A 23,802-nucleotide genomic window follows, 5' to 3' on the forward strand; every position below is an offset into this window, starting at 1 on the left:
ATATAATAAATAGGGAAGCTTATGGTGAAATAATGACTACCTTAAAGTAATCTTAAAAGTAGGTGAGGAAATGCAGGAAGCATCAATTTTAGTGTTAGAGGATGAACGTGCCATTGCTGAAATGATTGAAATCATTTTAAGAAAAGAAGGAATTAACAATATTACCTTATGTAATACAATTGAAGAAGCAAAAGATGAAATGAATACTAAAACATTTGATTTTTATCTATTAGATATCATGCTACCAGATGGAAGTGGGTTGGATATTGCGAATAGTATTCGAGAAAAAAGTGATGCCCCTATTTTTTATTTAACCGCAAAAAGTAGTGATGCAGATAAGCTTCGTGGTTTTATGAATGGTGCAGATGATTATATTACAAAACCATTTAACCCCTTAGAGCTTGTAGCAAGAGTAAAGGTGCAGCTAGTCCGTTATATGAAGAAAAAAGGCGTACCAGAAAATCACATATTTACTTGCAGCCGTTTTACATTTGACATTGATGCAGCAGAAATTGAGGTAGACGGTGTAAAGGAAATAATCAGTGGTCGCTTGTTTCATTTATTAAAATATTTATGTGACAATGCAGGGCAAGTGTTATCAAAAGAGCAAATATACGAACGTGTATGGGGTGATTGTTTATTTGATGATAATACAGTGATGGTACATATAAGAAAGCTGCGAGAAAAAATAGAAAAAAATCCTGGAAAACCGACATGCATTATTACTGTCAGAGGCATTGGCTATAAGCTTGTTGGGGACATTTCTTCATGAAGCCTGCAGGAAAATTAACACTCCGCTTTGTTTCGTATTTCATCATATTCTATCTATTGATCATTTCAGGTTTTATTATGAGTTTGGTGTTTTTTGCTATTTTTATCAATGACCGTGTTGGTGACAACATTCATGTGATGAGCTCCTTTGAAATCGAAGATGATGCAGTTGTAGAGCAAGGGAAGACAGTTAAAATTGCTGATTATTTAGTGAAGAGAGCTGAAGAAAATGTTGGACAGCTTTATTTATTTGATCCAACCATGAAGATTGTTGATTATACAGGAGATACATGTGGTCTATGTGGAAAGTCAGATAGTGAAATATTGGCATTGCAGCAACCAGGTATGCATACATGGGAATTGCCAAATTACTACTTATTATTTCTTCCAACTACTCCTGTGCAACCACTTTTTGAGGATGCGCTTGAAAACTGGACAGCGACAGGGGACATTTCAGCTGTAACACGGCAACGTCTAAAAGAAAATAAAGCTAGTGTTGAAATTTATGACGAGCAATGGAATCGGATTGAGGTCATAGGCGAACGTTATGAGAAGCTAAATAAGCCACAATTACTAGAGGAAAAATACGATATTTTCGAGCATGCGGAGCTGAAGCAAAGTACAGCCTTAGCCAACGATAGGACATTTGTTGTAAGAATGCCTAATCCATCGTATAAGCCATTTGAAGAGCCTTTTAATAAGGCAATGGTACTGTTTGTTTCTATCTTCTTTGGGGGACATATTATTTTGCTGTTGGGCGTTATTTTCTTATCTATTAGTATTTCACGTCAATTCGTGCGACCACTTGTCTATGTGATATCGCGCATTGAGCGACTTACCCAATTCGATTACAGTGAGATTAGTGACAAAAAAATCCATCATAAAAAGACAGGTAAGTTGAAAAGAAAATTTAAACTGTTCCAACCTGTAGAAGAGTCACTCAATCACTTATCAGAGCGACTTGATTCAAATGAAAGGCAAATCAAGCATGCAGAGCAATTACGGGAGGAGTGGATAACAGGTTTATCGCATGATTTAAAGACCCCGTTAAGCTCAATTTACGGTTATTCAACGATGTTGGCATCGGAGGATTATGAGTGGACAAAGGATGAGATGCGTATTTTTGCACAGACCATGCAGGAAAAGGCAACCTATATGGATGCACTTATTCAGGATTTGACGTATACGTATCAATTAAAAAATAAAGCCATACAGCTAGAGAAAGTGGTACTGCCGCTAGCAACATGGCTACCACAATTTGCAGACGAACAGGTGTGTGTGAAGGTGTATGGTGATGTGTTGTTACAAGCGGATGAGCTTTTACTCAAGCGAATAATGGATAATTTAATTACCAATGCGAAAAAATATACTCCTGAAGGCACGAAGGTAATTGTGGAAGCACAACATACTGGTAAAGAAGTAATGCTTACCATTGCTGATCAAGGACCCGGTATTCCACAGGAGGAGCTCGATAATCTATTCGAACGCTATTATCGAGGTACGAATACAACAGACGATATAACAGGAACAGGGCTAGGACTAGCCATAACGAAGCAGCTCATTGATTTACACAATGGCACAATTAGTGTCCGTTCAGGTCAGGATGGGACAATCTTTGTGCTAAAATTTCAATGTCATTAAGGTGAATCTCTGAGCTTTCTTAAGACTGTACAAAGGTCTGTCATAGAACTTAATTTCATTCAACAGAGTAAAGAGGTATCAAAGTGTTCATTTGATACCTCTTTTTTTATTTATTTTTCGTACATCGTTCAGCGGGCTGTTCAATTTTTACGTAACGCCATAAGTTATTGGCGATGTCACGGGCCTCTGCGATATGTTCTGTGCCGACGAAAGCCTTACGGAAAGGTGTAAGAAGTGATTCGATGATAAAAAGCTTTGGTTTTTCTTTCTGCAATTCTTCTAATAAGAATTGTGCATACTCCAAACCTTCCATTGTTTCGTTATTCGATAATCCCTTTGTAAATCCTTGTAGTTGTTCAATAACCATTCCTTTTGTAACCGTTTTATAGTTCACGACATTTTGAATGGTATTGATCATTTCAACACTTACGATAATCTCTTTTGACTCAAGCATAGTGGGTATAATTACGCTAATATTGCGCAATGCTACACGTACAATAGCTTCTCGATTGATATATTTATAATCGGCAATAAAGACAGCGCGTAGAGTGAGGTTAATCATTCCAAGTGTTTGAACAGCACATTCATAGCTAATAGGGCTGATCTCTTCTCCAAAGACTTGTACTAGACGATTGGCGAGCCATTCTAGCTCTTGTAAATGGTAATTAATAATAATTTTTTTTAGTTCTTTATCCCTTGATTGGAAGATGGATTCGAATATCTGTACTAAATTATGTTCACGATTGACATACATGAGAACAGCTACTTGCTGCGTCAATACCTCTAAATCTGTAGGGTCTTTGCCATAAATGAGCTCATGGCGACGATTACTAGCTTCTTCGCGACCTTCATCTAAGATGGCGATTAAGCATTCATTTTTCGAAGTAAAATGATTATAAAATGTACCTTTAGAGATTTTAGCGGCATTGATGATGTCATTAATTGATGTATCTAGAAAGCCTTTTTCAATAAAAAGTTCACGTGCTGCTGTTATAATTTGTCTTTTTCTTTTGTTCATAACCTCACCTTTTTTATAATATTATACTCTTATTCTACACTTGGAATGCTTTTATATCAACGTTTATAAAAAATATAAACTTATTTGTTGAAAAAAGTAGACTACGAGTATAAAATAAGTTTTATCGTAAAACACAAGAAAGAATTGAGGGATATAAATGAATAGTGAGCAAACAATGAAAAAGCCCCCTTATGGCATGATAGCTATTCTATTTGTGGGTGCTTTTGTTGCTTTTCTAAATAACACATTGTTGAATGTGGCATTACCAACAATCATGAAAGATTTTGGGATCACCTATTCAAAAGTACAGTGGTTAGCAACAGGGTATATGCTTGTGAGCGGTATTCTAGTGCCTGCTTCAGCATTCTTTGTGACACGCTTTAAAAATAGACATTTATTTATTACAGCGATGTCTATCTTTACAATTGGTACAATTATGGCAGGTTTCGCTCCTAATTTTGGCGTGCTGCTAGCAGGTCGTATGGTGCAAGCAGCCGGAGCTTCTAGTATGTCACCACTTTTAATGAACGTTATGCTAACAAGCTTCCCGAAAGAAAAGCGTGGGGCAGCAATGGGGATCTTTGGTTTAGTTATGATTATGGCGCCAGCAATTGGTCCTACATTATCAGGGTATATTGTGGAGCATCATGATTGGCGTATGCTTTTCCAAATGATTATTCCATTTGCTTTAATTAGTTTATTATTTGGTGTTTGGAAATTAAGAAACGTGATGGAGACACGTGAAGTTCACTTAGATTTCCTTTCAGTACTTTTATCAACAGTTGCATTTGGTGGTATTTTATACGGCTTTAGTACAGCAGGAGATAAAGGTTGGTCAAGTCCATGGGTATATGGCACAATTACAATTGGCTTCATCGCTTTAATTATTTTCGTTGTTAAACAGTTGAAAATGGATGAGCCATTACTGGAACTACGTATCTATAAATATCCAATGTTTGCTTTAGGGTCTATTATCTCAGTTATTGTCTCTATGGCAATGTTCTCAGGGATGATTTTAACACCAGCATATGTACAGTCTATCCGTGGTATCGAACCATTTGAAGCAGGCTTAATGATGCTTCCAGGAGCACTTGTCATGGGGATTATGTCACCAATCACTGGTAAGCTTTTCGATAAATTTGGTCCACGTGTGTTAGCCATTATTGGATTAACGATTACAACAATCGCAACTTTCGGTTTAACAAAGTTAGAAATTGATTCAAGCTACACATATATCGTATCGATGTATACAATTCGTATGTTCGGTATGTCGATGGTCATGATGCCTATTATGACAAACGGTTTAAATCAACTACCGCAAATGATGAATCCACATGGTACAGCGATTAACAATACATTACAGCAGGTATCAGGAGCAATCGGTAGTGCGATCCTTGTAACATTTATGAATAATCGTACAAAAGTTAAAGCGGAAGAATTAATTGCAGAAGCCAAAGCGAATGCTGCACAATCAGGAGCAGCGCCTACAGCAGAGCAAATGCAACAAATGCAAGATCAGATTATGCAAACCGCCTTATTAGATGGTATTACGCATTCCTTCTTAATTGCAGCTGGTATAACAGTGATTGCAGTGGTACTTGCATTCTTCTTGAAACGCGTAAAAGTTGAAAGCGCAGCAGCGTCAATGGATTTAAAAAAACCAACTAAATAATCAAAGTAGCCCTAGCCAGTAAATATTTACTGGCTAGGGCTTTTTTTATTGAGTACACATGAAAAAAAATTTTAGGATTGGTGTTATTTTTCATCATTTTATTTTATATGATAATACTAATTTACAGAAAATTTAGATATTTAATAGTGGGGTGCTTCCTTGGTAGATGCATATATAACTGGCTTAGTGAAAGAACAGAAAATTCCAGGTGCTGTATTAATTGTTCAGCAGCAAGAAAGAAGGCTATTTTCATGCAATTATGGAGCCTATACTGCTGAGGATGGCAGCGAGCAAGCTATTTTAAGTAATACGTTGTTTGATTTAGCCTCCTTAACAAAAGTTGTCGCAACACTCCCAGCTATTTTACTCCTGATGAGTCGAAATCAAGTTTATATAACAGATCCAGTCCAAACCTATTTGCCTGATTTTAATTATCCTCTTATTACAATCCAGCATTTATTGCAGCATTGCTCAGGATTGCCAGCAGATTTAACACCTGTAGTTAAAAGACATCATAAGCGTGACATCCTGCAGGAGGTACTGGCAAGTGATGTAGTATGGCAGCCAAATGAACAAGTGCAATATAGTGATTTAGGTATGATTATTATAGGAAAGGTGATTGAGGAAGTTACTGGCATTTCATTAAAAAGTTTTGTAGAGCAAGAGGTTTTTAAGCCATGGGGCATGCATCATACATGTTTTCAACTGCCTGTGCATACAAGAAGGCTTGCTGCATCTACAGAAATGGTGGCAGGTCAATTTGTACAGGGAATAGTCCATGATGAGAAAGCTTTATTACTAGATGGTATTGCTGGTAGTGCAGGTTTATTTTCATGTGTAGAGGATTTAGCAAAGTATGCGGAAATTTGGTTGGGGATCAAGCAACAAAGTGTAATTCCATATGAATGGTTAGAGCTTGCCTATACGAAAACTTTTAAAACGAGGGGACTTGGGTTTGAAGTATGGGGAGGAGATGAAGCATCATTTTGTTTTGGTAGGAGGTGGAGCAAGGGCTCATTTGGTCATACAGGATTTACAGGCACGAGTATTTGGATGGACCCTGTAAAAAAGGCATTTGTCATTTTACTAACGAATGCTGTGCATTATGGGAGAAATACAAACATGGGAAGGATTAGAGAGAAGCTTCATACGATGATTTATGAAAAATTACTGATATGAAGGGTGGATCTGCTGGTATGAGACAAAAGAGTAAATGGTTATTGTTGCTTCTTTTATTACTGGTTGTGGGTTTGGTAGGCTGTAACACGAACGAGAAAATAACGACCTCAACAACACCTGATAATGAAGAGAAATCGAAAACTGAAGAGGTTTCGCTAACAATAGGGAGTTGGCGCACAGAAGATGTTGCCAAGTATGAAAAAGTGATTGCTTTATTCAATGAACAACATCCTGAAATACATGTTTCATTTAACCCAACTAAAAATACTGAATATAATACAGTCCTCAATACGGCATTACAGGCTGGAGAGGGTCCAGATATTTTTCACTTACGTCCTTATGCAGCTGGATTGAAGCTTGCGGAGGCAGGTTATGTTGAGAAAATAAACGGTTTAAATGGATTGAATGTATTTCCTGAAGAAGCATTACAGGCTTCTCGTGATGACCAAGGGAATCAGTACGGTGTACCAATTAACTTAAGCTCTACACAATTTTTCTATAATAAGAAGATTTTTAAAAATAATAATCTTGAAATTCCTACTACATGGGATGAATTCATAGCATTAAATGACCAATTATTAGAAAAGGGTATTACACCAATTGCAATGGGTACAAAAGAAGGCTGGCTATTATCGTTGCTACACGGTATTGTCGGTCCTGCTGTTTATGAGGGCAATGACTTTTACCAAGCAGTGCTCGCAGGAGAAAAGGATTTTACAGATCCGAAGTTTATTGAATCCATTCAAGTAATGAATGACTTGAAAAAGTATTTTCCTGTCAATTCAGAAGGCTTAGGAATGGATGATATCCGTACTTTGTTTGCACTAGAAGACGCGGCAATGTTTCCGTTAGGTAGCTGGGAAATTCCTGTTGTATTAGAAATGAATCCAGATTTAGATTTAGGTTATTTTCCTATTCCATCTAAAGAGAGTAATACAACAGTGACGACTTGGGTTGATGGCTCATTTGCGATCAATGCTAATTCGAAAAATAAAGAAGCAGCTAAAGTATTTTTAGAATTTTTAACAACTAAGGAGTTTGGCGATTTGTTTGTAAAAGAGTTTTCTATGATCAGCGCTATTCCAGGTATTACCTCTGACGATGCATTGTTAAATGCTATTAGTCATTCGACTGCGAATGAAGCAACGCCATATATGTGGGTAACTAATTTTACTGGTGGGGACCCAACAACAAAGAGCTTGCTTGAAAGTGAGCTACAAGGCATGTATTTAGGTCAAGTAACGCCTGAAGAGGTTGCCACAAAAGTACAGGAAAACGCTAAAACTTGGTTTACGCCATTTTAAAAATAATGAAAGTATCAAGTCAGTAGACCCCTGAAGTGCTATAAGGAGTTTAGGGGTCTTGTTGTTTCATGATTAGTAAAAGGAGGCTGCTCATGATAAGAGAATATACAGCTCCATCAGTAAGAAGGAGGAAATCGAGAGTAAGGTGGACTATCCATCTTTTCCCTATTCCTGCACTAATAATCTATGGGTTGTTTGTGCTTTATCCGATAATAGCGGCATTATCCTATAGTTTTTTTGAATGGAAAGGGATGGCTCGTGGTGATTTTATCGGTTTCCAAAATTTTGTGACGCTTTTTACGACAGAACCCTATGGCTCCATGTTTTGGAATGCCTTTAAACATAATGTCCTTTATTTTGTTGTGCAAATGATTGTTATGAATGGATTAGCCTTCTTTCTTGCCTTTATTATTTATCAAAAAATTAAAGGTGCAGAGTTTTTTAAGGCTGCTTTCTTTCTACCGCGATTATTATCAGTGATTGTTGTAGGTTTCTTATGGAAGCTCATTCTAAATCCGAATTTTGGTACTTTAAATGTCATTTTGGAGAAATTAGGTCTTGAAACTTTACAAAAGGCTTGGCTTGGTGATCCCAACACGGCGTTAATCGCCATTATTTTAGTCAATTGTTGGTTTGGATTAGGTTTTGGTGTCTTAATTTTTCTTGCTGGCTTTCAAGGGATCCCAAGTGAGTTAGTCGAAGCTGCAAAGTTAGATGGCGCTAAGGGTTTTACTTTATTGCGTACGATTTACTTGCCTTTAATGGTGCCATCAATTATGATCATGGGCATTTTAACATTTATCCAGTCATTTGAAGCATTTGAATTAGTATATGCAATGCAGGGCTCCATGGGAGAGCCGTACTATTCTACAGATACGTTAGCTGTGTTTTTCTATCGTTTAGCATTTGGTAGCTCTACCGCTTCTGGGGCAACAGCTATTGGGTTGGGTTCGGCGTTAGCTACAGTACTATTCTTATTTATATTAGTTTGTACCACGCTATTTTTACGCTTTGCCAATAAAAAGAATGTTCAAATGTAAGGGGTGATTATAGTGAAGCAAGGCGCTATTTGGGTTCGACCATTTTATTATCTTGTGGTGTTTACGGTGGCGACCATTAGTTTATATCCAATTTTGTTAATGATTTTATCTTCATTTAAAAAGAGCGTGGATATCTATAAAAATCCATTGGGTTTACCGACTAGCTTTAGCTTAGATACTTATCGTACATTATTAGCAAAAATTCCATTTACCACATACTTTCTAAACAGTCTATTTGTCAGTATTGTATCTGTGATACTAATAGTGGTTGTTTGTTCACTGGCTGCATTTTATATTGCTCGCTTTAAATTTTCTTGGAATCATGCATTGTTCTTTATTTTTTTATTAGGGATGATGATTCCTATAAAATTGGGGATTGTCCCGCTCTTTATATTAATGCGTGATTTAGGACTGATAAATTCCTTATGGTCTTTAATTTTGATGAACATGGCGACAGGTATTCCATTATCCATGCTGATCTTAACTGGCTTTTTTAAAACAATGCCTTATGAATTAGAGGAAGCAGCCCGTATAGATGGGGCGGGGAACTTAAGAGTTCTTTGGCATGTAATGTTACCGTTAATGAGACCTGCCCTTGGAACAGTGGTTATTATTAATTTTATTGCTTCATGGAATGATTTCTTCTTCCCACTTATTTTTATTACAGAAAAAATGAAACGGACGATACCTGTTGGAATGATGTCACTTTTTGGTGAGCATTCGGCAGATTGGGGCTCTCTTTTTGCAGGTTTAACATTAGCTTCATTACCAATGATCCTATTATTCTTTATTGCCTCAAAGCAATTTATGGAGGGGCTGACGGCTGGTGCCATTAAATAGGCAATACATTATTGGGGTCGATGGTGGTGGGACGAGAACTCGTGCAGTGATTGGGACAAGAAAAGGGGAAGTGCTGGCTTTTGTTGAAGGAGCTGGAACGAATATAAAATCAACGCCACCTGACGAGGTAAGGCTACATATTATCAAGCTCCTTGCCACGTTACTACAAAAGATAGATGCAACAAATAATGATATTGCTGCGGTGTGCTTATGTGTGGCAGGGGGCGATCGCCAGTTAGATAAAGAACGCTGGGAGCAATGGATTAGCTTCCTTTTCCCTGCTAGCTCCTGTAAGATAACCATCACCAATGATGCGGTAGCGGCACTTACTAGCGGCACATTTACACAGCAAGGGCTCGTTGTGATAGCAGGAACGGGTTCCATCGTATATGCAGTTGGAAAAAATCATCAAGTTAGTCGTGTTGGAGGATGAGGTTATTTATTAGGAGATGAGGGCAGTGGCTACTATATTGGGCAAGAGGCATTGCGATTGATTACGCGACATTATGATGCTATTGGCGTGAATGAGGATCTGTTTACAGCGACTATTATGGAGCAGCTAGCATTAAAGAATCCTACTGAAATTATTACGCATGTTTATGAGCATCCACAGCCACGTGTACTCATAGCCTCCGTAGCTCGTGTGGTGTTGCGTTTAGCAGAGCAAAATAATGATAGGGCACAAAAAATTATTGAACACGCTGCTCATCATTTAACTCATTTCATCCAAATAATGTTGAAAAAAGAGCCTCAGCTAAAAGGTGACTCTATTGTCCTATGTGGAGGTTTATTCGAAAATTTTTATTTTGTTCAATGCTTTCGAGAAAAATTACAGCTTGCTAAAATACCTAATCGACTAATACAACCAGAGGTGCCACCTGTTATAGGAGCTTTCGTTAATGGACTTCTCAGTGAAGGAATTCCAATCACAGAGGCTTTACAACGAAAGGTAAAAGGAACTTGGATGAGTATCCATGAAAAATAGTGTGGAGGGATTTGATTTCAATGGAACGAATGACAAAACTGACGACTGAAGGCTATCATCCAGATACGACAAATCTAGATTTAATGTCCACTATTGAAATTGTAAAGCTGATGAATGAAGAGGATAAAAAAGTACCATTAGCCATAGCAAAGGTTTTACCTGAAATCGAGCAGGCTGTCACAGCTGTTGTGGATGCACTAAAGAATGGCGGTAGATTATTTTATGTTGGTGCAGGGACAAGTGGGCGAATTGGTTTGCTAGATGCCGTAGAATGTCCACCTACATTTAGTACATCACCAAAGCTTGTGCAGGCAATATTGGCTGGAGGAGCAGATGCAGTAATGATTGCCATAGAAGGTGCAGAAGATGATCTTTCATTAGGAGAGGTTGAACTACAGAAACAACAGCTAACAAACCGAGATGTAGTGATAGGGATTGCAGCAAGCGGTCGAACGCCTTTTGTCAAAGGAGCATTAAATTATGCTCAACAACTAGGGGCAAAAACAATCAGCTTAGTGAGCAACGCTCATTCTATTATTAGTAAGCATGCAGATATTGCAATAGAGGTGATTACAGGACCAGAAATTTTAACAGGTTCTACAAGACTAAAGGCTGCAACAGCTCATAAACAAATATTAAATATGATTACAACGACAACCATGATTAAGCTTGGAAAGGTCTATAAAAATTTAATGGTGGACGTTCATGCTAGTAATTTTAAATTGCGAGAGAGAGCCAAACAAATCGTCTGTGAGGTAACGGGAGTTTCTTATAATCAGGCTGAAAGTGTTCTGGAGCAAAACAATTATCAAGTAAAGCTCGCGATAGTGGTGCTACTGACGAATACAACGATTGAAGAGGCGACGGAATTACTTGCTCAATCAGAAGGGCATGTGCGGAGAGCGGTGTCTCTAAAGAAATATTGATGAAGGAGGTACATGGATAACTTCCTTTTATCTAGAGATGGAGCTGGAAAAATGGAAAAAATAAATGCGGGTTTAATTATGCTTGCTGAAATGTGCGAAAAGCTTCCACTCTCCGAAAAAAAGGTGGCAAGCTATATATTAGCACACCCAACACAGGCAATAAAAATGACAGCGGTTGAACTAGGAGAGGCAAGTCAAACAAGTAGTGCCGCAGTTATTCGGCTGTGTAAATCGTTAAATATTAGTGGTGTTCAAGAGCTGAAATTGCGCATTGCTGGTGATTTACAACATGCTAAAGTTGAAGATCGAGATATTGAGGCGAATGAAGCGCTGCCATCGATTGTAGAGAAGGTAACGATGCAAAGTAGTGAAATTTTGACACAAACAGCTAATTTAATAAATATTGCTGAATTAGAGCGTGCCATAACGGCCTTATCACAAGCTGATAAAATTATATTTTTTGGAGTGGGTGCATCAGGTATAGCAGCAATGGATGCAGATCAAAAATTTTTACGAATCAATAAAAATAGTAGGGCATTTGTGGATTTGCATTTAGGAGCTACAGCCGTTGTCAATACACAGAAGGGGGATGTGGTAGTAGGTATCTCCTTCTCCGGAGAAACGCATGAAGTGGCTAAAATCCTTGAAATAGCTAGCCAAACACCAGCCACTACAATCAGTTTAACGCGCTATGGTAGTTCACTAGTGTCTAGCCTAGCAGACATTTGTTTATATGTATCTCCCAATGTTGAAGCAACTTTTAGAAGTGGTGCCACTTCCTCACGTCTAGCGCAGTTACTTGTCATTGATATTTTATTTATGGGGGTAGTGACGAGTGCCTATGAGCAAACAGTGGATCATTTAGATGAAACACGTTCAGTTATTCAAAGGTTGCATAAAAAAGTGGCTAAAAGAAAAAATAAAATAAAAACATATTAGTGTTAGTATGTTCAGACTGTAGACAAAAGCTATCGAGAAGTTTTCTCTCGATAGCTTTTGACATTTTTATTCTCGGAAATAAAAACGAATTCTGGTATTAGGTATTTAGTTTAGTACTTTTATAGATGTAATATCATTACCCACTTTTCTCTCTTAAATCTTTCTTATAAGCAACAACATTGTATTGATATTTTGGATTAAATGGTTGGTGAGTTAGTCCGTTTTGGAAAAAATATATTTTTTAACCTAATTTTAACCTTGTTATTGTAATGTGCTAGGTAAAGCAATATTTTGTAAGGAGGTTTTAAGAATGGAACAATATGTTGGAGAAATTCGATTATTTGCTGGTGATTATGCCCCAGACGGCTGGGCTCTTTGTAATGGTCAACTATTATCTATTTCCGAAAATGAAATACTTTTTTCTTTGATTGGCACAACCTACGGGGGAGATGGTCAATCAACCTTTGCATTACCAAATTTTCAAGGCAGGGTTATAGTACATCAAGGACAGAATCCAACTACTGGTACTACCTTTGTCAATGGTCAGATGGGAGGGGCGGAAACCGTCACTTTAATCTCTTCACAGCTTCCTGCACATACACATCAGGTAAAAGCTTCTTCTCTTGATGGCACAACCCCTAGTCCAGAAAATGCAGTTTGGGCAAAAAATATACAATATTCGACACAACCACCAAATGGCACAATGAATGCCGCCATTGTTTCAAGTGTGGGAGGAAACGCTTCTCATAACAATGTAATGCCGTTTTTAACAATTAGTTACATTATTGCTCTTTACGGTATGTATCCAACAGAATAGGGGGTATGAAGGATGAGTGAACAATATGTAGGTGAAATACGATTATTTAGCTTTGGGACAGTTCCAAGCGGATGGGCGCGATGTGATGGACAAATATTACAAATTAATACAAACCAAGCGCTGTATTCAATTTTAGGAGCAACTTATGGTGGTAATGGCTCTACGACATTTGCATTACCTGACTTAAGGGGAAGAGTCCCAGTTCATGTAAGCAGTAGTATCACACGTGGACAAAAAGCAGGAGAAGAGGTACATGTATTAACAATTAATGAGATGCCAACTCATACACATATTGTTAATGGTAGTTCAGAAAGTGCTACGTTGAAAGTGGCTACTGGAAATGTGTGGGGTACATCTGCTAATAATATTTATTCTGTCAATCAACCAAATACTAATATGAACACGCAAGCATTGTCAACATCAGGAAATTCGCAGTCACATCAAAATATGCAGCCATACAGTGTCGCTAATTACTGCATAGCTCTAGTAGGAATTTATCCATCAAGAAATTAGAAAAAAGGGGTGGGCAAAGTGTCAGAAGCATATATAGGAGAAATTAGAATATTTGGCGGTAATTTTGCACCAAAAGACTGGGCTTTGTGCGATGGCCAGATAATAAACATTGCCTCGAATAGTGCACTATACGCTATTTTGGGTAACAGATATGGGGGAGATGGAAAAACAACGTTTGCATTACCAAATTTAAATGGAAGAGCAGCTATTCATCAAGGAACAGGTGTAGGATTAACGCCTAGAATTATAGGCAGTACGGGCGGTGCATCCTCTGTAACACTGTTGGAAAATGAGATACCTAGCCATAACCATCAAGCGAATTGTAACAATATTCAAACAACTAATAATGAGCCAACGGGTGCAATATGGACAGATCAGCAAGGGAAAGGCAGCATCCCTGTTTATACACCTCAAGTAAATAAACCAATGAATCTAATGACCGTTAATGCTGTTGGAGGAGGTCAACCACATAATAATATGCAGCCATATTTAGGACTGAACTTTATTATTTGTTTATATGGGGAATGGCCTCCTAAGAGTTAACGATTCATTAAATGAAGGGTGTGAAACCAAGAAGGAGAATATAGAATGGGAAAAAAGATATTAACCATAACCTTGTGTTTGCTGTTAATCGCTTATAGTCAAATGGTAGGAATAGGGTTCGTGTCACCTTTAAAAGTGGAGGCGGCTGCATGCGATTCGCCAGATTTTCCAAGTTGTATACAGGATTTAACTCAAGCTTCGTGGAAAGATGACACAAATAATGGCTTTGTAGTAAGCGGTATTCCTGGTGATAATGGTATTGATTTATTCACGTATAGCAAAGAATCACCATTACCAGCTGGTTATTATTTTGATGCAAATGAAAAATCACCACCAAAATCAATTAGAGTTTCTGCTGGAGAAAGCTTTGCAGGTGGCATCTTCGATTTAAAATCATTAACAATCAATACGATTAATAAACACGACGAAAATGATGCATTGTCCTTATCAATTCAAGGGTATGATGGGGCCGGAAACCCGAAAGGAAATCCTGTAACTTTTAAGACAGTTGCAAATCATGATCCTATATATAACATTCCTATTAATATAGAAGGTATTAACTCATTTGTCATTACTGCGAGTGTACAATATATACCTACTGTACAGGCGGGACTATGGGATTTAACGTTTACCCAATTTACGATTGATATCCCAAATAATAATCCGCCAACAATTACAAATGGTGCTATAACTCCTTCAAATATTACTACCTCAGGCGTACAGCTGGACTGGGCTAAAGCATCTGATGATATATCAACTCAAGGAGATTTAGAATATCAAGTATATCAATCTAGTAGTAACAATATTGATACGGTTAGTACCATAGAATTGAATGGGACACCGTTAGGCGGCTATACCAAAGATAGTAACTCCTTTAATGTTACAGGCCTTGCTGCCAATACTACCTATTATTTTAATATCATTGTCAAAGATACCAATGGCAATAAGAGTGCATATATAATGCAGGAGGTAACAATCCCTGCATTAAATAAACCACCGACATCCAGTAATGGAACCGAAAATGTAAACGAGGGTCAAGTGTATACATTTAATAGTACTTCTTTTGCTTTTTCAGATGAAGATGCAGGAGATACTTTGCAAGAGATTCAAATCTCTACTATCCCAAATAGCGGACAGCTCTTTCTTGATAACAACAATAATCAGCAATTTGATGGTGGGGAAGCGATTACAAATGGTATGACAATCAGTAAGGCTAATTTAGATGCAGGTAATTTAAAATATATTACAGAAAATGGATCTTCTTCATCTTTTACATTTAAGGTAAGCGATGGTATTGATTTTAGTACTGTCTATACGATGAGTCTAGTCGTCAATGCACGTCCAGCAGTGACAATTTCAACAAATAAACCTAGTCCAACAAATAGCCTTCCAATTTTTATAGCTATTGTTTTCAGTGGGTCAGTGACAGGCTTTACGATTGGGGATATAGAGGTTACAAATGGAAATGTGACAGCGCTATCAGGAATTGGTAACACGTATACAGCCCTAGTATCACCTATTACAGATGGAGCTGTGAAAATCAAAATTCCTGAAAAGGTTGTTGCAACTAGTGGAGGTGCTTTAAATAAAGCATCAAATGAATTACAAATATTCTATGATAGTACACCACCTACTGATATTGAGATCAATAATACTACTGTACAAGAAAAGAAACCCATTGGTACAACAGTTGGAGCATTGGCGGCAGTGGATACAGGAAGCTCACAAACATTCACGTATTCATTACAGTCTGGAGATACAAGCTTCTTTACGATTGATGGGAATGTATTAAAGACAAAGGCAATGTTTGAATTCGATACGAAAAATAGTTATAAGATTACGATAAGAGTAACTGATGAGGCTGGTAATACGTTGGATAAGGAGTTTACAATCCAGATTACTAAAAATCATGCACCATCAGGTTCCATCATTGTTAACGGTGGACAAATCTCGACAAGTTCTATAAATGTTACCTTAAATTTGACGGCAACAGATTTAGAAGGAGAAGCGATAGAAATGCGCTTTTCGAATGATGGTATTACTTGGTCCAGTTGGGAGTCAAAAATATCTACGAAAAGTTGGACTTTATCCCATGGAGAAGGTAGTAAAACAGTTTATATGCAACTAAGGGATACTGCTGGCAATATATCAAATACATTCTCAGATACAATTGTTCTAGATACAACTCCACCAGTCATAACAGGGGTTACAAATAACGGTGTTTATAACACTGATGTAACGATTAGTTTTAATGAAGGAACTGCTACCCTGAATGGAGCAACCTTTTCAAGTGGAACTACAGTAAGTACATCTGGAAATTATACTTTGGTAGCAACAGATAGTGCAGGGAATACCACAACCATTACATTTGTGATTGATAAAGCTCTGCCAAAAGCTGTAGAGGTAGAGATCAAATCGAATAATCTGGATCCTACAAAGGCTAAGGTAGGAGATACGATCACCTTAACAATGAAAACAGATAAAAATATACAAGCACCTATAATTACCATTTCGGGGAAAGCTGCTATTGTAACAGGGGCATCCACAAACTGGCAGGCAACATATGTTATAGATAATGGTGATTTAGAGGGAACAGCACCTTTTACAATTAACTTTAAAGATCTGTTAGGTAATTCGGCAATAGAGGTAACGGACGTAACTGATGGAAGCTATGTCATTGTCGATAGCGTAAAGCCAACAGTAAAAAAGGTGACAATGGCTTCAAATAATGCTAACCCAACAGTTGCTAAGGTAGACGATGTAATCACAATCGACTTTGAGACAAGTGAGGACATTCAATCACCGAATGTATCAATCCTAGGACAAACAGCAAATGTCAATGATAAAGGTGATGGGGATGCTAAAACATGGCAAGCAAGCTATACGTTAAAGTCCACAGACTCAGATGGACCTATCAGTTTTACAATTGATTTTCAAGATATAGCAGGGAATGAGGGCTTACAGGTAACAGAGATTTCATCAGGGACAATTGTGATATTTGATAAAATTTCTCCTGAAATAACAACCTATTTCCCAGCGCATCAGGCAATTAATGTACAGCCTGCAGATAATCTTGTATTAACATTTGATGAAAAGGTCTTACCTGTAACTAGTAAAAATATTGTCATAAGAAATGCTGCAGATAACCAAATTGTCGAAACTATTGCTGTTACACAAGCAAATGTTTCTATCACTAATGAAACTGTGATAGTAAATCCTACATTGGATTTAGCCCATAATACTACTTACAGCATTCAAATTGACGCAGGTGCATTTACTGATGTAGCAGGTAATGCGTATAAAGGTATTACTAATAATACTTCCTGGAATTTTACGACTAGTGCACTGCAAACATATACGGTTACGTATGACAGTAACGGGTCTGATGGGGGGATAGTACCAACAGATTCAAAGCAGTATAAAAATCAGGACACTATTACAGTGCTGGGCAATACAGGTAATTTAATGAAAGCAGGCTATACATTTGTAGGATGGAATACGAAGGCTGATGGAAAAGGTGTTACTTATAAAATTGGGCAAACGATTCAAATGGGGAAAGGGAATTTGATATTGTATGCTTTGTGGTCTAAAAACAATGTACCAGGAGATGGAGGATCATCAACGCCTAGTCCTACACCAACACCTGATCCTGTTGCACCAAGTAATCAGCTAAAGATAAATGTTGTAGATCAAAGTATGCCAGATGATGTGCTCCTCCAAACCGTGTTAACACGTGTATTGAGTAACGGTAGCTTTCAAGATACAGTAAACTTTACAGTTGCAAATGCAAACGAGTTTCTTCGGATATTAGGGAATAAGGAAGATAAAAGATCTCGACTTGTGATCCCTAATATGGAACCTCCAGCAAGTGAAACAAAGGTGATACTTGATAGAGATGCTGCTAAGCGATTAATAGAGGGCAAATCACATTTTAGTATAGCTATGGGAATGGTTAAAATAGATGTTCCTTTTACTTCAATGAGTGATTTCAATGAAGACATTTTCTTCCGAATTGTACCGATTAAGGATGCATTGCGGCAAAAAGCTATTGAGGATCGGGCTAAACAAGCTGAAATAGTTTTACAACAGGGTAATGGCGCTAATGTAAAACTCGTTGGTCTGCCAATATCTATCGACACAAATCTACAAAACCGTCAAGTAACATTGCTACTACCATTACCAGCGAATCTCACATCAGCTCAACGAGAAAATATGATGGTCTATGTAGAGCATAGTAATGGAACAGTTGAAATAATACGTGGGCGTTTTGCAGAATTTACGAGAGGGCAAACAGGTATAGTCTTTGATGTAGAGCACTTTTCTACATTTTCTCTACTTTATGTAGAACAAGCGGAGGAAGAAGTGCCACCAGAGAAAGAACCAATAGAGGTAGACAGCACATTTGCTTCCTATATTCACGGCTATACAGATGGCACTTTCCGTCCGAATGTAAATGTCACTCGTGCCCAAATGGCAGCAATGTTGGCAAGAAACCTAAGTGACAATCATGTACCAGAAGCGTCTAACCTATTTTATGCAGATACAGCTACTTCATGGGCAAAAAACGATATTGAATATATTCGTACAGAAGGAATTATGCAAGGACGTCATGATCGTTCATTCGGGCCGAATGAAATGATTACTAGAGCCCAAATGGCGGTTATTGCTGTGAGATGGATTGATAAACAATGTGTAGAAGGGGCTACAGATACCTCGTATTGCGAAATAAATACAAGTGGAGAAACATATCGTGATGTGGCGGTCACACATTGGGCAGCAAAAGAAATCAATCGCATAAGTGCGATAGGTATAATGGTTGGCTCAGGCAATGGTGAATTTAGACCTGAAGAAAAACTAACACGTGCACAGGCAGTAAAGGTACTGAATCGAATCTTTAATCGTCCAATACCAACTGAGGACACAGAACAAATCTTCAAGGATATACCTAAAGAGCATTGGGCTTACTTTGAGATTCAAGCCGCGGCAAAATAAGATTAATAGAATAAGCACGCTAGGTGGATAATGCCTAGCGTGCTTTTAATTCGTTTGAAGAAATCAATTAACTTATTTAAATTACCAGATGTAGAAGTTTGAACATAATTCGATTGCCATCAATAGTATATACAGCTGGCTTTCTCTTCCCGAACTCATGGATTCGAAGCAGGCTTTAAAGACGTTCCTCTGTTTGAGGGTCGAAGAAATGGATCTTTTCTTCCTTCATAAATAGGAAAACCTTGTCGGATGGATGAAAATTGTTATCAGCCTGTACTCGAGCAATAAAATTCTGATTTACTAAAGAACAATAGAGATAAGTTTCTGCTCCTAGTAATTCTGCAACATCAATCGTTGCAGTGAAAGTGTAAGGGGAAATAACATCAGTCATTTGTAAATCCTCAGGTCGTATACCCATAATAATCTCTTTCCCTAAATAATTTTTTTCCTTTAACAATGGTAAATGCATGGATGGGATAGGGAAGCTTTGCTCGCCTAAAAGGATCTCGGTATCTGTTAGACGACAGTGGAAGAGGTTCATGGATGGTGAACCAATAAAGCCTGCCACAAACATGTTAAGTGGTGTATTATATACTTCTTTAGGTGTCCCAATTTGTTGTATAAGGCCATCCTTCATCACTACCAGACGGGTAGCCATCGTCATAGCCTCTGTTTGGTCATGTGTGACATAGATCGTTGTCGTTTGAATTCGTTGATGGAGCTTCTGGATTTCTGCTCGCATTTGTACACGTAATTTGGCATCCAAATTAGAAAGAGGCTCATCCATTAAAAATACCTTAGCATCTCTGACAATTGCTCTTCCCAGTGCTACACGCTGACGTTGTCCACCAGATAGAGCTTTTGGTTTTCTTTTTAAATAATCCTCTAATCCTAAAATCTTAGCAGCTTCTTTAACACGACGATCTATTTCCTTTTTATCAACCTTTCGTAGCTTTAAGCTAAATGCCATATTATCATAGACTGTCATATGTGGATATAAAGCATAGCTTTGAAATACCATTGCAATGCTACGATCTTTTGATTCCACATCATTCATGAAAACATCGTCAATGTATAGTTCTCCCTTTGATATATCCTCTAAGCCAGCAATCATACGTAAAGTTGTGGTCTTACCACATCCAGAAGGGCCTACAAACACAATGAATTCTTTATCATGGATATGCAAATTAAAATCAGTTACGGCCTGGATATTTTTATCGTAAATCTTATAGATATGCTCTAACCGTAATTCCGCCATACATACTGCACCCCTTTACAAGTCATATTTTCATTGTAAATGACTTTAGAATAGAGTGATATGGAAAGCTTGCACAGTGTTGAAGGCATAATTTGTGCAGTTGGTCTTAAAGTGATTCTAAGAAAATAATTGCGAGATAAACTTCTAGCCGATGGGAAAATTGCCGAATATCCTTTTGCGTCATTTGTTGAAATTTTTCTAAGCGATTTTGTAAGGTATTACGGTGCATATACATTTTTTTAGAGGCTAATGTAATGTTTCCATCGCATTCAATCAATTTCTTAATTGTATGGAGTAATTCTGGCTGAGAAGTGGCTTTTTTTAGGATAGAGGAGATAAAAATTTCTTTCTCTTGATAGGCTAGATGCTGCGTTATATAAGGCACTAAAAGCTCTTGCTGTGTGAGTACATGCTTTGGTGTATAAGTCCAAATGGATGGTAGAAGGTGAACATACCAGTTAAATCGTTCCTTGGTCGTGATGATGTTGAGTATAATATCAGAAACAAAAATTTTAAAATGAGTCTCTAAGTCTGCCATTATGGGATTAGCATAATGAGTCAAATCTAAAAACTCCTCATTGTAGTCGATACATTCGATTATGACAAATAATTGTGGCTGAAGCGATAGCAGTATAATATCCTTTCCAAGTAAAGCTTCGAAGACTGAACGCAATAATGTAGGTGTTGTAAAGTCTTTATCAAAATGAAGAAATAACAAACGATGCATAGGAAGATTAGTTGGAGCAATATCTGTTTTATCTGTAAAATAATCAAGCCAAATCATATCATTGTTATCGTATAAGACAGTGGGGCCTGAGAATATTCGCAATAGCTCATATTCATTTTGTGTCATTGTGTGTATGGGAATTTCGTAAAGCTGATTGTCAAAATTAAATACATAATTTCCATCAGTTTTACCTGAGAAGGGGCTTAATAATGGGAAACGTTGCTGTAATTTTTGAAGATCCATACATGCCACTCCTTATTTAATGTAATAAGGTTAATTTACTATAATTATATGATGAAATGCTTATAGTATTAATATAAAAAAACACGGACATGAGCATGCATGACAATCACACCTAGCTAATGTCCGTGTTATCTATTTAGGCATCTTTTTTAAATAACTTACCTGGCCAGAAAGCATATTTACCTAGTACTGTTGTGATGGCTGGTACAAGTAATGGCCTTACAATAAATGTATCGAGCAATACACCAATGGCTGTCACAACACCAAATTGAACAAGCACTTGAATCGGTAATGTTGCCAGTACCGCAAATGTACCTGCTAGGATGAGTCCAGCAGATGTAATAACGCTTCCTGTTCGGACAACACCTTCTTCTACAGCTGATAAATGGTCAGTGGTTTTACGCTTTTTCCAAATCTCTGAGATCATAAAGATATTATAATCCTCTCCGAGAGCTACTAAGAACACAAAAGCATACAATGGAATAGCTCCAGAAATTGCTTCGGCCCCCATGATATGATGTAAGATTAACCATCCAGCGCCTAATGCCCCAAAATAAGAAATAATAACAGTTGCTAATAGATAAACAGTTGCTGTAATAGAACGTAAATAGACAAATAATAATAATGCGATTAAGGCAATCATGGTTGGCATGATTACTGTTTCATCTCGCTTAGTTATTTGTTGTGTATCATATTGACTAGCTGTTTCTCCACCAAGCCAAACATGTTTTTCAGCGTTGTTGAGACCTTGTGCCTCTAGTATTTTAATAACCTCTTTTTGTAGTTCAGGAATATGAGCTAATGACTCCTGTGCATAAGGGTTGGCATTGAAATTGAGTTCATACAAGTGTATATTCTTATTTTTTTCGCCAATTTGTACATCTGCCACACTATCAATATAAGAGATAGCTTCAAGTTGTTGCTGGATATTAATATCAGTACCCTCTGTGTCTATTACTAATTGAACAGGTGCTAGTTCTCCAGGCGAAAAATTCTCTTCTATTAATGTAAACCCTTCTCTAGACGGCATATCTTTTGGGAAGGATGAAAGCAAATCAAATGTATATTGAATTCGCGGAACAAATGCCGCCAACCCTCCAAGTAAGATTACAGTTACAGCGATAACGACCCAAGGTTTATGGGTAACAAAATGACCAATTTTATGACTAACCTTATGTGAAGGCTTATGCTGTTTCTTGCCCTTTTTATTGGCCATTTCCTCCGTTCGAGGAGTGAAGGGGAAGAACGCTACTCGCCCAATAAGGACAAGAATTGCTGGTAGGACAACAAGTGCTGCGACTCCCATGACAAGCACACCAAAACTAAATGGTACGGCAAAGCGTTGAAATGCGCCATAATGGGCAAGACTAAGGGTCGCTAAACCTATAACTACTGTTAGGGCACTCATTAAAATAGCACCACCCGATTCTTTAACAGCTAGCTTCATTGCGACCGTCTTATCCTCAACATCAAAGAGTATTTCTCTATATTTTGAAATTAAAAATAAACAATAGTCAGTACCTGCACCAAATAGTAAAACAGTCATAATGGAGACTGCCTGTGAATCTTTATCTATCCATCCCTGTTCAGCAAAAAAACCAAGTGTCGGGCTAATCACACCATAGGCAAGCCCTACAACAATTAAAGGAATAATAGCTAGCAATGGAGAACGATAAATAATAATAAGTAATACTAAAACGAGTAATACAGTTGCGATCAATAGCTTCACATCTGCTTGTGAAAATAAACTGACAGCATCAGTGGCAATTCCCACTGGTCCAGAATAGCGCACATGGAGTGCATCGCTTGATAATTTATCATCTAATTGGACTTGATAGCCTTCCATTATTTTTGTCAGCTTCTCTAAACTATCCTGTAGCATATCTGTTGCGACACCTTTTTCAAAAAACACAGGTGTAACAATTGTTGTACCATTTTCAGAAGCGGAAGCCATTAAAGCCTGAGGTGGCATTTGATCAAATGGTGGAACCATTGTTTGATGGGCTAAGGGCTTTGCTTGCAGCTCGTTGTATACACCTTGTATAGCCGAAAAATCATCAGGTGTTAAGCCATTTTCACGATGCCACACCAACAATAGAGGTGTTCCAGCATCATTAGGAAATTGCTCTGCAATAATGGACGCAGCTTGCTCAGACATTTCGGTATTAGGTAAGTTTTTGCCTGACTCACTTTCTATACTATTGATTTGTGGCCAAGCAAATGAGAATACAACTACTAATAGCACCCAAAAAGCTAGTGCTAATAATCTTCCCTTTTTACTTGCAACCATTGAGCCCCATTGCTCAAGTGGATGTTTTTTCATCAAAAGACCCCCATTCATGTAAGTGATTTAATTATATATACTAGAAGGTTAATTAATCAATCCATAAATAT

17 protein-coding genes and 1 pseudogene are annotated in these 23,802 nt (G+C 37.6%); 14 read left to right on the top strand and 4 right to left on the bottom strand.

Annotation, left to right across the window (positions count from 1 at the left end; translation table 11 throughout):
* The first annotated feature begins 70 nt into the window (after positions 1 to 70).
* The gene (locus MKY76_RS01550) at positions 71 to 772 is read left to right on the top strand and encodes a response regulator transcription factor (protein WP_048391893.1); all 702 of its coding nucleotides are present in this window, start codon (positions 71 to 73) and stop codon (positions 770 to 772) included.
* Positions 769 to 2,412, top strand: coding sequence for a HAMP domain-containing sensor histidine kinase (locus MKY76_RS01555; RefSeq protein ID WP_257962283.1), 1,644 nt, complete (start codon positions 769 to 771; stop codon positions 2,410 to 2,412). Before MKY76_RS01550 ends, MKY76_RS01555 begins: the two co-directional genes overlap by 4 nt.
* Before the next feature lie 106 nt (positions 2,413 to 2,518).
* Here the strand turns inward: MKY76_RS01555 and MKY76_RS01560 are convergent, their stop codons facing one another.
* Positions 2,519 to 3,430, bottom strand: a complete 912-nt coding sequence (locus MKY76_RS01560) for a TetR/AcrR family transcriptional regulator (protein WP_066038385.1) — start codon at positions 3,428 to 3,430, stop codon at positions 2,519 to 2,521.
* 157 nt (positions 3,431 to 3,587) lie between these two features.
* Between MKY76_RS01560 and MKY76_RS01565 the strand changes: the two genes are divergently transcribed.
* The 12 genes and pseudogenes from MKY76_RS01565 (at position 3,588) to MKY76_RS01620 (ending at position 19,180) form a co-directional block, all read left to right on the top strand.
* A complete protein-coding gene (locus MKY76_RS01565; RefSeq protein ID WP_342557300.1) occupies positions 3,588 to 5,102 on the top strand; it encodes a DHA2 family efflux MFS transporter permease subunit in 1,515 nt (504 codons plus the stop codon).
* 159 nt (positions 5,103 to 5,261) lie between these two features.
* On the top strand, positions 5,262 to 6,281 hold the full coding sequence (locus MKY76_RS01570) for a serine hydrolase domain-containing protein (protein ID WP_048391885.1): 1,020 nt from the start codon (positions 5,262 to 5,264) through the stop codon (positions 6,279 to 6,281).
* Between the two features lie 17 nt (positions 6,282 to 6,298).
* The gene (locus tag MKY76_RS01575; protein ID WP_342557301.1) at positions 6,299 to 7,585 is read left to right on the top strand and encodes an extracellular solute-binding protein; all 1,287 of its coding nucleotides are present in this window, start codon (positions 6,299 to 6,301) and stop codon (positions 7,583 to 7,585) included.
* Between the two features lie 92 nt (positions 7,586 to 7,677).
* Positions 7,678 to 8,625, top strand: a complete 948-nt coding sequence (locus MKY76_RS01580; RefSeq protein ID WP_103117330.1) for a sugar ABC transporter permease — start codon at positions 7,678 to 7,680, stop codon at positions 8,623 to 8,625.
* A gap of 12 nt (positions 8,626 to 8,637) precedes the next feature.
* A complete protein-coding gene (locus MKY76_RS01585; RefSeq protein WP_048391881.1) occupies positions 8,638 to 9,465 on the top strand; it encodes a carbohydrate ABC transporter permease in 828 nt (275 codons plus the stop codon).
* Positions 9,452 to 10,450 (top strand): annotated as a pseudogene (locus MKY76_RS01590) (BadF/BadG/BcrA/BcrD ATPase family protein). Before MKY76_RS01585 ends, MKY76_RS01590 begins: the two are co-directional and overlap by 14 nt.
* A gap of 20 nt (positions 10,451 to 10,470) precedes the next feature.
* Positions 10,471 to 11,376: an N-acetylmuramic acid 6-phosphate etherase gene (gene murQ / locus MKY76_RS01595; protein WP_048391877.1), complete on the top strand. Its 906-nt coding sequence runs from the start codon at positions 10,471 to 10,473 to the stop codon at positions 11,374 to 11,376.
* A 51-nt stretch (positions 11,377 to 11,427) separates the two neighbouring features.
* Positions 11,428 to 12,315, top strand: a complete 888-nt coding sequence (locus tag MKY76_RS01600) for a MurR/RpiR family transcriptional regulator (RefSeq protein ID WP_181574627.1) — start codon at positions 11,428 to 11,430, stop codon at positions 12,313 to 12,315.
* Between the two features lie 310 nt (positions 12,316 to 12,625).
* A complete protein-coding gene (locus tag MKY76_RS01605) occupies positions 12,626 to 13,132 on the top strand; it encodes a tail fiber protein (RefSeq protein ID WP_342557302.1) in 507 nt (168 codons plus the stop codon).
* Positions 13,133 to 13,144: 12 nt separating this feature from the next.
* Complete coding sequence (locus tag MKY76_RS01610) at positions 13,145 to 13,645, top strand: tail fiber protein (protein ID WP_112117105.1); 501 nt, start codon at positions 13,145 to 13,147, stop codon at positions 13,643 to 13,645.
* An 18-nt stretch (positions 13,646 to 13,663) separates the two neighbouring features.
* Complete coding sequence (locus MKY76_RS01615; RefSeq protein WP_342557303.1) at positions 13,664 to 14,188, top strand: tail fiber protein; 525 nt, start codon at positions 13,664 to 13,666, stop codon at positions 14,186 to 14,188.
* Positions 14,189 to 14,233: 45 nt separating this feature from the next.
* Positions 14,234 to 19,180, top strand: a complete 4,947-nt coding sequence (locus MKY76_RS01620) for an S-layer homology domain-containing protein (protein WP_342557304.1) — start codon at positions 14,234 to 14,236, stop codon at positions 19,178 to 19,180.
* Between the two features lie 175 nt (positions 19,181 to 19,355).
* On the opposite strand, the gene ugpC is transcribed toward MKY76_RS01620, so the two are convergent.
* From ugpC to MKY76_RS01635, 3 genes are all read right to left on the bottom strand, one after another.
* Positions 19,356 to 20,438 (bottom strand): sn-glycerol-3-phosphate ABC transporter ATP-binding protein UgpC, encoded by a 1,083-nt coding sequence (gene ugpC / locus MKY76_RS01625; RefSeq protein WP_066038392.1) that lies wholly within the window; start codon positions 20,436 to 20,438, stop codon positions 19,356 to 19,358.
* A gap of 106 nt (positions 20,439 to 20,544) precedes the next feature.
* Entirely contained in the window at positions 20,545 to 21,408 is an 864-nt protein-coding gene (locus MKY76_RS01630; RefSeq protein ID WP_342557305.1) for a helix-turn-helix domain-containing protein, read from the bottom strand.
* Between the two features lie 136 nt (positions 21,409 to 21,544).
* Positions 21,545 to 23,731, bottom strand: coding sequence for an MMPL family transporter (locus MKY76_RS01635; RefSeq protein ID WP_342557306.1), 2,187 nt, complete (start codon positions 23,729 to 23,731; stop codon positions 21,545 to 21,547).
* Between the last annotated feature and the right edge of the window lie 71 nt (positions 23,732 to 23,802).

This window comes from Lysinibacillus sp. FSL P4-0201, assembly GCF_038593425.1.
Taxonomy (GTDB): Bacteria; Bacillota; Bacilli; order Bacillales_A; family Planococcaceae; genus Lysinibacillus; species Lysinibacillus capsici.